General features: G+C 68.9%; 16 protein-coding genes. 9 read left to right on the top strand and 7 right to left on the bottom strand.

All coding sequences use genetic code 11. The annotated features are described in order from the left end of the window. A complete protein-coding gene (locus tag ACF9IK_RS30780; RefSeq protein ID WP_395297331.1) occupies positions 1-1,005 on the top strand; it encodes an IS3 family transposase in 1,005 nt (334 codons plus the stop codon). Between the two features lie 243 nt (positions 1,006-1,248). Here the strand turns inward: ACF9IK_RS30780 and ACF9IK_RS30775 are convergent, their stop codons facing one another. Then, positions 1,249-1,572, bottom strand: a complete 324-nt coding sequence (locus ACF9IK_RS30775) for a hypothetical protein (RefSeq protein WP_395292941.1) — start codon at positions 1,570-1,572, stop codon at positions 1,249-1,251. A gap of 255 nt (positions 1,573-1,827) precedes the next feature. Between ACF9IK_RS30775 and ACF9IK_RS30770 the strand changes: the two genes are divergently transcribed. From ACF9IK_RS30770 to ACF9IK_RS30760, 3 genes are all read left to right on the top strand, one after another. Next, positions 1,828-2,505 (top strand): hypothetical protein, encoded by a 678-nt coding sequence (locus ACF9IK_RS30770; RefSeq protein WP_395297330.1) that lies wholly within the window; start codon positions 1,828-1,830, stop codon positions 2,503-2,505. A gap of 224 nt (positions 2,506-2,729) precedes the next feature. Further along, on the top strand, positions 2,730-3,593 hold the full coding sequence (locus ACF9IK_RS30765) for a DsbA family protein (protein ID WP_395297329.1): 864 nt from the start codon (positions 2,730-2,732) through the stop codon (positions 3,591-3,593). 64 nt (positions 3,594-3,657) lie between these two features. Next, positions 3,658-4,329, top strand: a complete 672-nt coding sequence (locus ACF9IK_RS30760) for a vitamin K epoxide reductase family protein (protein WP_395297328.1) — start codon at positions 3,658-3,660, stop codon at positions 4,327-4,329. 74 nt (positions 4,330-4,403) lie between these two features. On the opposite strand, the gene ACF9IK_RS30755 is transcribed toward ACF9IK_RS30760, so the two are convergent. Both ACF9IK_RS30755 and ACF9IK_RS30750 read right to left on the bottom strand, forming a co-directional pair. Next, positions 4,404-5,567, bottom strand: a complete 1,164-nt coding sequence (locus ACF9IK_RS30755; protein WP_395297327.1) for a tyrosine-type recombinase/integrase — start codon at positions 5,565-5,567, stop codon at positions 4,404-4,406. Positions 5,568-5,664: 97 nt separating this feature from the next. Continuing rightward, positions 5,665-6,030 carry a helix-turn-helix transcriptional regulator gene (locus tag ACF9IK_RS30750; RefSeq protein ID WP_395297326.1) on the bottom strand — a complete coding sequence of 122 codons (366 nt, stop codon included), beginning with the start codon at positions 6,028-6,030 and terminating at the stop codon, positions 5,665-5,667. 803 nt (positions 6,031-6,833) lie between these two features. On the opposite strand from ACF9IK_RS30750, the gene ACF9IK_RS30745 reads away from it, so the two are divergent. Together ACF9IK_RS30745 and ACF9IK_RS30740 are read left to right on the top strand one after the other, a co-directional pair. After that, a complete protein-coding gene (locus ACF9IK_RS30745) occupies positions 6,834-7,217 on the top strand; it encodes a transposase (RefSeq protein ID WP_395295430.1) in 384 nt (127 codons plus the stop codon). Positions 7,218-7,237: 20 nt separating this feature from the next. Continuing rightward, positions 7,238-8,242, top strand: coding sequence for an IS3 family transposase (locus ACF9IK_RS30740; protein WP_395292217.1), 1,005 nt, complete (start codon positions 7,238-7,240; stop codon positions 8,240-8,242). Between the two features lie 13 nt (positions 8,243-8,255). Here the strand turns inward: ACF9IK_RS30740 and ACF9IK_RS30735 are convergent, their stop codons facing one another. The 4 genes from ACF9IK_RS30735 to ACF9IK_RS30720 all read right to left on the bottom strand — a co-directional run bounded on the left by ACF9IK_RS30735 (position 8,256) and on the right by ACF9IK_RS30720 (position 11,293). Continuing rightward, positions 8,256-8,816 carry a DUF317 domain-containing protein gene (locus ACF9IK_RS30735; protein WP_395297325.1) on the bottom strand — a complete coding sequence of 187 codons (561 nt, stop codon included), beginning with the start codon at positions 8,814-8,816 and terminating at the stop codon, positions 8,256-8,258. Beyond that, positions 8,813-9,673 carry a DUF317 domain-containing protein gene (locus ACF9IK_RS30730; protein ID WP_395297324.1) on the bottom strand — a complete coding sequence of 287 codons (861 nt, stop codon included), beginning with the start codon at positions 9,671-9,673 and terminating at the stop codon, positions 8,813-8,815. The genes ACF9IK_RS30735 and ACF9IK_RS30730 overlap by 4 nt, the downstream gene beginning before the upstream one ends. A 25-nt stretch (positions 9,674-9,698) precedes the next feature. Next, the gene (locus ACF9IK_RS30725; protein WP_395297323.1) at positions 9,699-10,427 is read right to left on the bottom strand and encodes a DUF317 domain-containing protein; all 729 of its coding nucleotides are present in this window, start codon (positions 10,425-10,427) and stop codon (positions 9,699-9,701) included. Between the two features lie 125 nt (positions 10,428-10,552). Further along, entirely contained in the window at positions 10,553-11,293 is a 741-nt protein-coding gene (locus tag ACF9IK_RS30720) for a DNA-methyltransferase (RefSeq protein ID WP_395297322.1), read from the bottom strand. A gap of 448 nt (positions 11,294-11,741) precedes the next feature. Here ACF9IK_RS30720 and ACF9IK_RS30715 point away from each other — a divergent pair, with 448 nt between their 5' ends. The 3 genes from ACF9IK_RS30715 to ACF9IK_RS30705 all read left to right on the top strand — a co-directional run bounded on the left by ACF9IK_RS30715 (position 11,742) and on the right by ACF9IK_RS30705 (position 13,966). Next, positions 11,742-12,869: a C40 family peptidase gene (locus ACF9IK_RS30715; RefSeq protein WP_395297321.1), complete on the top strand. Its 1,128-nt coding sequence runs from the start codon at positions 11,742-11,744 to the stop codon at positions 12,867-12,869. An 89-nt stretch (positions 12,870-12,958) separates the two neighbouring features. Then, positions 12,959-13,276: a DUF6112 family protein gene (locus ACF9IK_RS30710; RefSeq protein ID WP_395297320.1), complete on the top strand. Its 318-nt coding sequence runs from the start codon at positions 12,959-12,961 to the stop codon at positions 13,274-13,276. Next, positions 13,277-13,966: a hypothetical protein gene (locus ACF9IK_RS30705; RefSeq protein WP_395297319.1), complete on the top strand. Its 690-nt coding sequence runs from the start codon at positions 13,277-13,279 to the stop codon at positions 13,964-13,966. It abuts the gene before it with no gap. Positions 13,967-13,975: the final 9 nt, after the last annotated feature.

The raw sequence follows: 13,975 nt of genomic DNA, 5'->3' as shown, positions 1-13,975 counted from the left end.
GTGGACGAGGCGTTCACCGCCATCGAACACCAGTTGGGCACCACGGCCGCGTGCCGGCTGACCGGCCGCTCCCGGGCCACCCACTACCGCAGACTGAAACCGCCACCCCCGCGCAAGCCCAGGTCCCCGCAGGTCCAACCCTCCGCCCTGACGGCCGAAGAGCGTGACGCGGTCCTGAAGTTGATGAACAGCCCCGAGTACGCCGAACTGCCACCCGCGCAGATCTGGGCCCGCGAACTGGACACCGGGCGCTACCACTGCTCGGTCTCCACGATGTACCGGATCCTGCGCGAGCGCGGCCAGTCCGGTGAGCGCCGCCGCCAGGCCACCCACCCGGCCAAGACGGTGCCCGAACTGGTCGCCGACGGCCCCTCCCAGGTCTTCACCTGGGACATCACCAAAGCGGCCGGCCCCCGCAAGGGCATCTGGTACCACGCCTACGTCATCATCGACATCTTCAGCCGCTACATCGTCGGCCACACCGTCGAGGCGGCCGAATCAGCCGAACGAGCCGAGGAGCTGATCCGCGAGACCATCGCACGCAACGGCATCGTCCCCGAGACCGTGCACGCCGACCGGGGCACCTCGATGACCTCCAAGAAGGTCTCCCAGCTGCTGATCGACCTCGGCGTCACCCGGAGCCACTCGCGCCCCAAGGTCTCCAACGACAACCCCTACAGCGAGGCCCAGTTCAAGACCACCAAGTACATGTCCGACTACCCCGAGCGATTCGACTCCCTCGCCCACGCCCGCGAATGGTTCGACGCCTTCATCGCGTACTACAACCACGAGCACCGGCACTCGGGCATCGGACTTCACACGCCCGCCAGCGTCCACTTCGGCACCGCCGAGGAGATCCGCGACCAGCGGGCCGTCACCCTCGCCGAGGCCTACGCGCGCCACCCCGAACGCTTCGGCCGCCGCCCCAGACCACCCGAGATCCCGAAGACGGCATGGATCAACGACCCCGCCAAGCGCAGCCAACCCGCACCACAAACCTCGTAGCGTCACGACCGTCTCACTGGACTTGAAATCTTCCGCCTTCCGGCGCACGGACCCGCGAGACAGAGATGCCGTGCAGGCAAGCGCCGCACCACAAGAGCACGTATCCGATCCGAGTTTCAGGCTTGACGATGTATCTGACCTCAAGCCGGTCCCGGCCGCAGTCCGGACACGAGACCAGGCCCATCTCACCCTGCCGGTCGGCCACCTGGCCCAGTACCTGCAGCCACGCTGCACGATCAGCCATCAGCCCAACCTCCCGTTGAAGTAGTTCCAGAACTGGTCCTCCGAGGCGTAGGCGGCCCGTTCCCAAGCGGCCTCCTGCTCAAGCGAGGACGCGTGGCCGTACAGCTGACTCTGCATGACGTGCATTCGCTCGTGGCCAATCGTTCGGACAAGATCCTCTGTGGAGGAGAAGGCATCCGGATACAGCGTGATCGTCCCATCCGGCGATGTATGGCCATACAGGCCACGCCCGATCAAGTCCGTATCACGGTTGATCTTGACCTTGACGCCGTCGAGTCCCACTCCAGCGTCTCGGGCTACTTGATTGACCACGCGCTTCTGCATGGGAACCTGGAGATCAGCGAAGGCCCCTGTGTTCGAAGTTCGCCGTTCCAGCCCTGGTGAACTACTACCACCCTGCCCCGCCTACGGGTGGAATTGGATGGCCGACCGCCCGCCGACAAACCCGTCGCGGCGGGCGACTTTACACCTCCGGGCCGCGAACGGGCGGGCGCCGGCGGGGAGCCCTGTTCCGCCGTCAGGAACGCAAGGGCCGATGTGCCCTCGTGCGCGGTGTCACGCTCGTGACATACTCCGGGCGTGACGACTTCCACCCCTGCGACGAGGGCCCTGCGGGCCGCGGTGTTCACCGCGCTCGCCGTGCCGCTGTCCGCGCTGGGGCAGGTCGTCATCACCGGTCGCCCGCTGCCGCTGACCCTGGTGGTCGCCGCGACCGGCGTCGTCTTCCTGGTCGCGGCCGCGCTGGCCGGCGGGGAGCGGCGGTTGCTGCACATCTCGGCCGTGCTGGTGCCGGTCGAGCTGCTGCTGAACACGACCTTCAACCTCGGCCAGGCGGGCTGTGGTCCGGTCCTCGGGCCGGAGCACGTCTCCGCGCGCGGCATGAACCTGCTGGTGTGCGGCGGCGGTTCGGTGGACGGTTCGCTGTTCTCGGGGCAGTTGGGCCACGGCGGGCCGTTCCCGCCGGCGCTGACCCAACTGCTCGTCCTGGTGGTCCACCTGCTGGTCGCCTTCGCGGCCGCCGTCTGGCTGCGGCTGGGCGACTCCGCACTGTCCGGCCTGGCCCGGGCACTGCGGTTGCTGAGCGATTCGCTCGCGGCCCCGCTGCGGGCACTGTTCGCGCTGCTGACGCCGGTGCCGGTGCGCCCGGTGCTGCGGGTGCCGCTGCCGGTCTCGGACCTTCCGCGGCCGCGCCGCGAGGACGTGGTGGTCGCCCCGGCACCGCGTCGCGGGCCGCCCGCCTTCGCGCCTGCCTGCTGACGGACCGCCACCCCTGACGCGCCGCCCCTTCTCGGGGCCGCGCCCGGTCGGCCGGCTGCGGCCCACCGCCCCGGTGGAGCCCCGCGCAGGCAGTGCGCACGACTCCCGCGTTCACCGACCGAGCCTCCTCGTCCCTGCGCGGCCGCGAGCGCCCCGCGCCGCCGCCGCGCCGAGGCGGGCACCCCTGCGCGCACCCGCGCGCCACGTCACGGAGTTGACCCACCATGGCCCAGACCGACAGCACCCGTACGACCGCAGGCAAGCAGCCCGCCGACAAGAAGCCCAGCCGCAAGCACTCCGAGAAGATCAGTGCCCGGCAGCGGATCCAGGAGGCGCAGCGCCTGGAGCGGCTGGCCGCCGAGCGCCGGCGGCGGATCGTCGTCGCCGTGTCCGTCGTCGCCGTCCTCGCCCTGGCGGGCGGCACCACGCTGGCGATCAGCGCGGCGGGTGACGGCAAGTCGTCCGCCGATTCCGCCGCCGGCGAGCCGACCGCGCTGGTCGTCCCCGCCAACGCCACCGGCCCGGACGGGACGGTGATCACCTACGGCAAGGCGGACGCCCCGCACACGCTGCAGGTGTTCGAGGACTTCCGCTGCCCGGTGTGCAGGACCTTCGAGTCGACCAACGGCGAGACGGTCAAGACGCTCACCGACGACGGCACGGTCAAGGTGGACTACCATCTGGCCGCGTTCCTGGACAAGAACCTCGGCGGCAAGGGCTCGCGCACCGCGCTGGCCGCGGTCGGCGCCGCGCTCAACGAGGGCGTGGACAAGTTCAAGCAGTACCACGACGTGCTCTACGCCAACCAGCCGGAGGAGCACGAGGACGGCTTCGGCAGCGTCAACCACCTGCTGGACCTGGCCGAGCAGGTGCCGGGGCTGAAGACGGACGCCTTCGTCAAGGCGGTCACCGAGCGCACCTACGCGCCGTGGGCGGCGAAGGTCGCGGCGGCGTTCAACGACAGCGGGGTGACGGGCACGCCGACGGTGAAGCTGGACGGCAAGCCGATCACCCTGTTCAGCGCGAACCGCCCGGTGACGCCGGAGCAGTTCACCGCGCAGGTGAAGCAGGCCGCGGGCTTGCAGTGAGCACCACCGGCCCGGCCGAACTCCCGGCCGGGCCGGCCCTTCTCACCCACCGGAGTGTTCTGCCATGACCGCCCCGACCACTGTGAACCCCCGTCGCCCCGCGTCCGCCGGCGACCGTGCCGACGCCACTGCGGCGCCCGGCGCGACGATCGGCGCGAGCCGAGTGTTCTCGCTGCTGCTCCTCCTCGGTGCCCTGCTCGGGCTGGCCGCCTCGGCCGTCCTGACCTTCGACAAGCTCCGCATCCTGGAGAACCCCTCGTACATCCCCAGCTGCAACCTCAATCCGGTGATCAGCTGCGGTTCGGTGATGCGCACCGAGCAGGCCGAGGTCTTCGGCTTCCCGAACCCGCTGCTCGGCCTGGCCGCCTTCGGCGCACTGGCCGCGATCGGTGCGGGTCTGCTGGCGGGCGCGGCCTTCCGCCGCTGGTTCTGGTGGGGTCTGCAGGCCGGCACCGTGCTCGGCGTCGTCTTCGTGCACTGGCTGATCGACCAGGCGCTGTACGACATCGGCGCGCTCTGCCCGTACTGCATGGTGGTCTGGACGGCGGTGGTGGTGCTGTGCTGGTACACGACCCTGCACAACCTGCGATCCGGGGCGATCCCGGTCGGGCCGCGGGCGGCGGTGGTGGTCCGCGAGGCCGCGCGCTACCACTGGGCGCTGCCGGTGCTGTGGGCTGCGGTGATCGCGCTGCTCGTCCTCAACCGGTTCTGGTACTACTGGCAGACGCTCATCTGAACCGCGCTGACCTGCACAAACGAAGCGGGATGACCCTGAGAGGGCACATTCGGGGCACATTGACCCCGCTTGGCCTACACAGCCGGCAGGACTCCGCCCGGAGCGGGCCCATCGGCTGCAAGTAGAGCCCTGCTGATCGCGGAACGCGCCCGCTCGTCGCTCTTGGGCATGAGGTGGACGTAGGTCCGCAGGGTGAAGGCCTCGTCCGCATGCCCCAGGTATGCGGCGAGGTCCTTGATCGAGCACCCGCCGTCGATCAGCGCAGCAGCGAAGGCGTGCCGGAGGGCGTGCATACCGTCCTCCGGCGACGCCTCGAATTTCTGCGCCCTGATCGGCGGCGGAATCACTCCCGCACTGACAAGCGCTGGCTTCCAGACCGTCAGGTTGAACGTGGACCTCAGAAGCGCATTGCCATCGACGTCCGTGAACAGAAGGCGAAACGACTTCGGTTTTGCGGCCGGAGTGCCCCACGGTAGCGAAACGCGCACCGACGGGAAGTCGGAGAGGTGCTGGGCCAACTTCTCCGCGAGGAGATCGTCCATCGGCACCTCCCGGGTCTTTCCTCCCTTCGGAAGCGCGAACACCTTGACACCCGTCTTGAGGAGCTTCACCTGCTGCCGCACTCTGACTATCCGCCGGCGAAAGTCGATATCAGACTCCGCGATACCGAATATCTCCCCCTGGCGAAGCCCCGCGCCGAATCCGACCCATCCTGCAGCGCGCAATCTCTCAGGCAATCCGAGAATCACAGAATTGACCCTCTGAAATTCCCATGGGACCAGTGTCCTGGGAGGAATCTTCGGCTTGGTCACAGAGCGCGAATGGCAGGGGTTCCTCTTTATCAGGCGATCCTCGACTGCTGCCGCAAAGATCGACGAAAGAGCTATGAATACATTGTAGCGATAGCCGATCGATAGGCCTTTATCCTCCAGCCCCTTGAGGAAGTTCTGGACAATGGACGGGCGGCGCTCCACCTGTCCGAGCTCGTGATCCCCAATTCCCGGGACTATGTGAAGTCGCACATATCTCTCGCGGTTCTCGGCCGTCGACCCGTCGCCGCCCTGCGCCGAGAGCCAGTCAGCGGCCCACACTTTCACCGTGGTCCGCGAGTCCCGAGGGTCGATGTAGTCGCCCTCGGCCAGGTCGTTCGTGATCGCTGCCGCATGACGCTCCGCTTCACCCTTGTCAGCGAACCGCCTTTTCGGGAGCGGCGAGCCCGAGTTGTCCCACCCGCGCACCTCCCATCGGCTACCGTCTCCGTGAGCCGCGGTGGGCACCTTTCGATGCTCTCGACACACCTTCTCGCCAGGCTCCGGATGGCTCTTGTGATGACGGTCACTCACATGAGCTTTCCCCATCGGTACTCCCCCTCCGCTTCTCCTGCGCCCCGGGGCGACGCGAGCCAGAGGCCCTGCGAAGCCCCGGAACGACACCATTGGCCGCCCCGAGGGACAGAAAGGTTCCAACATCTGACAGTCGGTAACGCACACGGCCTCCAACGTGCCCAAGGCGGATCGGTCTGGGTCCCTTACCTTGCGAGCGCCAGTTCCGGAGCGTCTTCGGGCGTATGCCGATTAAGGCAGCTGCCTCCTCCGTTGTCAGGTAGCGATCGCCCTGACTGACGCGCTCCCCGACATTGCCAAACGCTGTCTCGCCGAGCTGTCGCGCCGCCTTCAGAGGTTCCCTACCGTGCAGTGTCATTCCTTTCCCTAGAGGCGTGATCGCCTGATCTAGGACGACAAGCTATGCCACGTCATATCCATGATCCAAGCGATCTCAGAGTCATTTTCAGGAATCTGCGAGTCTTCAGCGCCCTCCGTGGGCGGACCACGCCCGCCCGCGCCCACGGCCCCGCGTCGTCAGTGACGCCATCCAGGACGGCGATTCTTGAATCCGCCAGGATGGGCTGCCTGGTCGTCATGCCATCGCCGTCGGACTCCAGGTCCTCGTCATCACGGCCCTCGACGTCACCGCCGATCCCACCTCAGCAACCAGACCATCGCCAAGGCTCACCGCCAGAGACCTGGGCACGTAGGTATGCGGGCAGGGTCGCGCGCCTCAGCGTCGGGGCGTGGGATTTTAAGTGCGGGTTCGCGTCGACCGCCCTGGGCAGCCAGGTGTGGCGGTAGTCCAGGCGAGGCGGGTGGCTGTGGACGGTACGGCGATGGGGACCATCCGCTGGCGCGAACGGCTTTTGGCCGCGAGTGAGCGCTGGACGTCCAGGGGGCTGGGTGGCAACGGGACAATAGGGGTTACGGCGGCCAGGTGCTCTGCGAGGTGGGTGAGTTCGCCGCGGTAGCGGACAACCGGTCCGGTAGCGAGCATGGCAGCCGTGACTGCGTGGAGGACTCGAGCTGGGGTGGCGGAGCTGAGCCTCCCGTACCAGCCGGTTCGGGTCGTGGTTCCGATGTAGTAGCGGCCGTCCCCCTCTCTGTCAGCCTTGGGTGAGACGTCCCGCTTTGTCGGGTTAGCCTGAGAGGGCCCGAGTAGGAGTTCCACCCCTGATGACCAGCACCAAGCCGTCCGCGTCCGACCCGGCTCCCCGGCCGAAGCGCCGCACCTTCACGCCCGAGTACAAGCTGCGGATCGTCGCCGAGTACGACGCCGCGCCCGAGGGCGAGAAGGGCGCGGTCCTGCGCCGCGAGCGCCTCTACCACTCCCACGTCACCGAGTGGCGGGCCGCGCGCGACGCCGGGGCCCTGGAGAACCTGGTCGACCGCCGCACGAGCCCGGCCCGCCCGAAGAAGTCCGCCACCGAGGCGGAGAACGAGAAGCTGCGCCGCCAGGTGGAACGGCTGGAGAGGGAGCTCGCCCGGAACAAGGCCGCGCTGGAGGTCCTGGGAAAAGCGTCGGCGCTCTTGGAAATGATCTCCGAGAGCGCGGACTGACGCACGCCGCCGACCCCGTCGTGGACGAGGCGTTCACCGCCATCGAACACCAGTTGGGCACCACGGCCGCGTGCCGGCTGACCGGCCGCTCCCGGGCCACCCACTACCGCAGACTGAAACCGCCACCCCCGCGCAAGCCCAGGTCCCCGCAGGTCCAACCCTCCGCCCTGACGGCCGAAGAGCGTGACGCGGTCCTGAAGTTGATGAACAGCCCCGAGTACGCCGAACTGCCACCCGCGCAGATCTGGGCCCGCGAACTGGACACCGGGCGCTACCACTGCTCGGTCTCCACGATGTACCGGATCCTGCGCGAGCGCGGCCAGTCCGGTGAGCGCCGCCGCCAGGCCACCCACCCGGCCAAGACGGTGCCCGAACTGGTCGCCGACGGCCCCTCCCAGGTCTTCACCTGGGACATCACCAAAGCGGCCGGCCCCCGCAAGGGCATCTGGTACCACGCCTACGTCATCATCGACATCTTCAGCCGCTACATCGTCGGCCACACCGTCGAGGCGGCCGAATCAGCCGAACGAGCCGAGGAGCTGATCCGCGAGACCATCGCACGCAACGGCATCGTCCCCGAGACCGTGCACGCCGACCGGGGCACCTCGATGACCTCCAAGAAAGTCTCCCAGCTGCTGATCGACCTCGGCGTCACCAGGAGCCACTCGCGCCCCAAGGTCTCCAACGACAACCCCTACAGCGAGGCCCAGTTCAAGACCACCAAGTACATGTCCGACTACCCCGAGCGATTCGACTCCCTCGCCCACGCCCGCGAATGGTTCGACGCCTTCATCGCGTACTACAACCACGAACACCGGCACTCGGGCATCGGACTTCACACACCCGCCAGCGTCCACTTCGGCACCGCCGAGGAGATCCGCGACCAGCGGGCCATCACCCTCTCCGAGGCCTACGCGCGCCACCCCGAACGCTTCGGCCGCCGCCCCAGACCACCCGAGATCCCGAAGACGGCATGGATCAACGACCCCGCCAAGCGCAGCCAACCCGCACCACAAACCTCATAGCATCACGACCGTCTCACTGGACTTGAAATCTTCCGTCCTGGCCTGCCTGTTCGGCGTCTTCCGGGCCGAGCGGAAGAAGGTGGTGTGTGACGTTGGCGAGGCCGTCCGGCGAGTGAAGGGTCGTTGCTCCGCGGTCCGCCGGCTGCGGTGTCCAGCCCGCCATGGTGTAGGGAGCGAGCCACTCCGAGGCTCTTGCGGGCCGCCCCTCGAGCCAGACGTCGTCGTCCTCCCTGGACATCTGGGCGATCTCGGTAGTGACGGCGGTGACGATCTCGGCGGGGGTGTCTTCGGAGAAGTTTGCGACCCACTCCGGCGCAGAAAAGGCGTTCCGGTGGACGGCGATCTTCCAGAGGGTGTCCCACTCCTGCTCGGGAATGAAGCCCACACGGATGCGGCCGTCGGGCGCCGTGAGGTAGTAGTTGCCGAGGTCGTCGTGTCGGCCGTCGAACCCCTGGTCGGAGAGAGGCTTCAGTGCGAAGTCACCGGTGTAGCGGCTGCCGGCCAGGTACACCGGGCGGACGAAAACATCGCCGTCGAATTCGTCCGGGGTTGTCAGGAACGGGCGACTGGTCACGAGTGCCTCCGTGTCGCCGGGCCGGGAGGCACGGTTGGGGGTGTCACGGAAGGTGCTTCGGGCGGGCTTCCAAGAGCGGTGCTGGTCTTGGAAGTTCGGCGGCTTGCGGCAGAGGAACGGAGCGCTCTGGGGTCGGGCCGGGTCGTCACGTGCTCGCGGAGTGCCTGGGGCAGCTCGGTGCTGCGCCGCTTGGCGGGCATCGGCTCGATCAGCTCGTGCAGGACTGCGAGGACCGGATAGGCGGGTGCGAATGCGGAGAACTCGGCGTGCCAGTGGTGCTCTGATGTGCCAGGCGGTCCGACATGCAGGTCTGTCGCGGTGGCGAGGCTCCAGGCGGCCTCGCCACCAGGCTCGTCGAGGTAGGGGGCGAGGTCGTGCTGGCTGAGGACGGCGCTGCCGTCGAGACTCCTGAACGCCATGGCGTCACCGTGGTCAGCAATCGACCAGCCCTCGTTGCGGAGGTAATCCCCAACCGTCTGCTTGCTCGCGTGGCCGTCGGACGCGACGTGAAGGCGAGTCGGGTCGAAGCCGTGGAAGGTGGCAGTGAGCGCGCGTGCCACTGCCATCGGGATCTCGTGTGGGGTGGCGGCATCGAAGGTCGCCCGCCAGACCACGTCGCCGACCGGGTCGGCGTATTCGACGATCGTCCAGCGGATCTGGTCGTTGAGGTCCGGCTCGTGGTCGAGCTGGACGCGGAAGAGGAGGTCGTCGCTGACCAGGACGGTCGTGTCACCGCCGGCGGGCCGGTACCGGGACCAGGCGGCGTGATCGGACAGGAACTGTTCGAGGGCCGCGTCGGGATCGCCGGGGCCGGCGAGGTAGCCGGGGATGACGTGGACGCGGTCGTCCGGGTCCATGGGCGGTGCTGCGGTGCGGGAGGGATCAGCGGGCACGGGTGGTCTCCGGATGTGGACGGTGTAGGGGGCTGGTGAACAGGCGCGCCCGGTGTGCCATGGGGATCTGCGAGGACAGACGCCGGTAGGCAGCGGGCCGGGTGACGGTTCGTACGGCCTCGGTGATCAGGACGGTCGGGGTCCAGCGCGTGAACCGGGCGCGCCACCGTTCGTCCTCGCGGCCGGGGATGCCACCCCAGACGGTGAACACCGGGTCGAGGTCGAGCGGGCGGTTGGCGTGAAGGCCGTCGATGTCGATACCGGCCGTCGCGTGTGGGGAGGTGTACGTCAGGAGTCCGGTGAGATCCCCGCCGCGGCACCACTGGTCTCCGGTGAAGTCGACCTCGTGCTCGATCGCGTTCTCGGGGCCGGTATTGGTTGATCCCCACAGCTGCCGGTCTCGCTCGGCGTCGGTGGGCTGGGACAGCGCGTAGGCGAGGCGGCGAAGGACGGCTGTCGGGACTTCCGCCGGGGTGCGGGGGCAGAACGTCGCGGTCCAGTCGAGTCGGCCGTTGGGTGTGCGGTAGCCGGCGAGCGTCCAGCCCGGCCCTGCTGAGGAGGAGTGGTCGAGTTCGAGGAGGGTGGTGGCCTTCTCGTGGATCACGGCGGTGGAACCGGTCGAGTGGTGGATGTTCCAGTCGTTGCGGCCGGTGAGGAAGTCGCTCAGGCACTGGGCCGCACCTCCGGGGCCTGCCAGGTATCCCGGATACACCTCCATGGTCGGGTCGTGTGCCGTGTGCGAGGTCGTGTGGCTGGGGGCGATAGCAGAGCTCCTGGGACGTGGAGGGGCGTGCCCCGGGGCGTGCCCGCCCCGGGGCAGTGGCGTGTTACGGCTGGTCAGGGCTAATCGGCGGCGAGACTGCGCTGCGCGTCGGCGAGGCGCTGTTCGGCGATGTCGGCGTAGTGATCCGTCAGCTCGATGCCGAGGAACGACCGGCCCTCCAGCAGCGCGGCGACGCCGGTCGAGCCGGACCCGGCAGTGAAGTCGAGGACCGTGCCGCCCGGCGGGCAAATCTGCACCAGGTCGCGCATCACACCGATCGGCTTCTGCGTGATGTGCATCCGCTTGCTGCCCGAGGGCTGGCTGCCCTCCAACAGACCCTTGAGGTACACGGGGTGGCGGTCGCCGTCCATCGCTCCCCGACTACCCCAGACCACGAACTCGGCATTCTGTGTGAACCGGCCCTTCTGTGGCCTGGCTGCGGGCTTGTGCCAGGGCACGATGCCGCGCCAGGTCCAGCCGCCGGCCTGCAGGGCGTCCGTAGTGGTGGGCAGCTGCCTCCAGTCGGTGAAGATGCAGGCGGTGCCGCCGTCGACGGTCAGCCGGTAGGCCTCGGCGAGCAGCTGCGAGAGCCAGAAGCCGTACGACCTCTGGTCCTTGTTCTCGCCAGGAAAGTCCGGGAGCTGCTTCTTCGAGCCCGCGGTCGTGTACTTGTCCTTGGCGCTTCGCCCCACGCGCTCCTGGGTCGTACGCCCGCCGCTGTTGTACGGGGGGTCGCAGACCACGCAGTCGACGGTGCCGCTCGGCAGCTCGGTCAGGCGGGTCAGGGCATCGCCCCGGAGAAGGGTGTAGTCGGTCGTCAAATGTCCTCGCAGGAAGTGGGCGGCATTTTCGCGTGAAGCAACTGCGGCCGGGGGCGAGTCCGGTCGCGGCTGGCGCGCAGAAAGGCCCCGCAGCGCAGAGGTCTGCCGGGCCTTCAACGAACCTAGGATCGCAATATCTCCTACGCAAGGACTTCGGCAATTTTCGCGAATATTCGCGAAGTCCTTGCACGGGAGATATCCGGATCCCTAGGTTCGTAGTCGTCGCCGCAAGCGCCGTGACCTGGCTGGATGGAAGCGGGAACTTCCACCGAAAAGCCAGCTGGCCGCGACTCTCCTCATTTCCACCACCGCGCCGTGACGCCTTTCGACGAGCCGCCCGCGCACCCACACGATCGGAGATTCCCGTGACGGGACTTCACCTTCCCCTGCCCTTCGATGCCCCGCCGGGCCCGAGCCGTAAGGAGGGCTCGCTCCAGCGGCAGGCCATGTGAAGAAGGTCGCCGCCGGTCTCGGCGCCGCCATTCTTCTCACCCCTTTCGCCTTGATCCTTCCGGTCGCCATGGCCGCCCAGAAGGACGGCAAGTTCGACAACGGGAGCGGGGCCTGCTCCGGCAGCGGCGGCCCACAGCCTGTGGACACCGCTGCGATCCAGGCCGCGATCAAGCTGATCCTGTCCGGCGCCGCCGGACCGACCGCCCCCGTCGCCGGGATGGACCTTCCGACCGTGCAGATCCCCATGGCCCAGACGATCGTCGCCACCGGTATCGCCCTCCAGGTGCCGCCGCGCGGCCAGGTGATCGCGCTCGCCACCGCGATGCAGGAGTCGCAGCTGCGGAACCTGTCCAGCGGCGACCGGGACTCGCTCGGCCTGTTCCAGCAACGGCCCAGTCAGGGCTGGGGCAGTCCGGCGCAGTTGCAGGACCCGGTGTACGCGTCCACGGCGTTCTACAAGGCTCTGCTCGCGGTGGCCGGTTGGCAGAATCTCCCGCTCACCGTCGCGGCGCAGAAGGTCCAGAAGAGCGGCTATCCCGATGCGTACGCGCAGTGGGAGCCGCTTGCGACCGCTCTGCAGCAGGCGATCGGCACGGCGCTCAAGGCCCCGGTGGCCGGCACCGCGCCGCCATCCAGCGCCTCGCCGGGTTCGTGCACGCCACCGGGGACCGACTGGGGCATCATCCCGCCGGGCGTGCTGCCGGCCGGTTACCAGATCCCCACCGATGCCTCGCCGGCCGTGCAGGCCGCGATCCGCTGGGCTCTCGGGCAGCTGAACACCCCCTACCAGTGGGGCGGACTCTGCACGAACAGCCACGGGCCCGATCCGATGGGCCGCTGCGACTGCTCCAGCCTAATGCAGCAGTCCTACAAGGCGGCCGGGATCACGCTGGAGCGCGTCACCTACGACCAGGTCAAGCAGGGCAGCGCCGTCTCGCCCGACCAACTGCGCGCCGGTGACCTCCTGTTCACCGAGCCGGGCCCCAACGGGCCCGAACACGTGGGCATGTACATCGGCGACGGCCTCGTGGTGCACGCGCCGCACACGGGCGATGTCGTTCGCCTCGCCTCCTACAGCTCGTGGAAATCCGGCGTGATCGCGATCCGCCGGGTAGCCCCCTGAGCTTCTTCTCTCCCTTTCCTCCCTCCCGCGCGCCGGCGTGGCGCCGCATCGCGCCCCGGCACGTCCTCCCCCTCTCTCTGGAGAAGCGTTTGTCCTTGATCCTCGCCGCCGAGGCGGTCACCAACCTCGCGTTCGACCCGGGCGTCGCCCCGGCCGAGGGCGGCCTTCCCGGCCTGAGCGTCCTCAAGCAGGTCGTCTCCTCCATCAACCTGTTCGCGGTGATCGCGACCGTCGGCGCGCTCTGCGTCGCCGGCGTCGTCTGGGCCTGGGGCCATCACAGCGGCAGCCACGGAGCCGAGCAGAAGGGCAAGCAGGGCGCGATGGTGGCCTCCGGTGTCGCCCTGCTCCTGGGCGCCGCCAACGGGCTGGTCGCGTTCTTCAGTGCCCTGGGGACGCAGGTCAAGTAAGTGCCCAAGCCCAAGTCCCTTGTCTCCGGCGGTGATTCGACATTCCGCCGTCGGCTTCTGATCGGGCTGGGCGTGCTGCTGGTCGTCGGTCTGCTGGCCGGGCTCCTCGCCCGGCTGGCAGGCGGCGGCCACACCGACCACCCCGCGCCGAGTCCCAGCTCCTCCGTGCGCTCCACCCCTTCGGCCACCGCCTCGGCCCGCCCGAGCACGGCCGCCACCGCCGCGGGCGCCACCGTCGCCCGCCCCCCGCACACCAGCAGCCCCACCGACTTCGCCGCCGCCTTCGCCACCACCCTGTGGTCCTACGACTCGCGCCGGGTGACCCAGCAGAACTTCCTGTCCGGCCTGCGGCTGTGGTTCACCTCCGAGTCCCAGTACGCGGACGGCGACTCCGTCGCGGGCCAGGTGCCCGACCCGGTGCTGTGGTCGCGGATGCGCGACACCGGCCAGACCTCCACGGCCAGCGGTGCCACGGCTCACGTGCCCGACGCCTACACCAAGGCCATCGCGCAGAACCCCGGCGCCCTCACCCAGGCCTACATCTACGCCGTCACCGTCACCGCCAAGGTCAACATCGCCTGGGACGGCGGCGGCCGGGGCGCCGAGGACCGCGCCGTCACCCTCGCCATCCAGTGCCGTCCCGGCAGCGACTGCGCGCTCGCGGCTGTCGCCCCCACCGTCTACCCCTAACCGCCCCTG

Source organism: Kitasatospora hibisci, from assembly GCF_043950205.1.
Lineage (GTDB): Bacteria > Actinomycetota > Actinomycetes > Streptomycetales > Streptomycetaceae > Kitasatospora > Kitasatospora hibisci.
The sequence above is the reverse complement of the archived record's forward strand: the minus strand, read 5'-3'. Positions and strand labels throughout refer to the sequence as shown.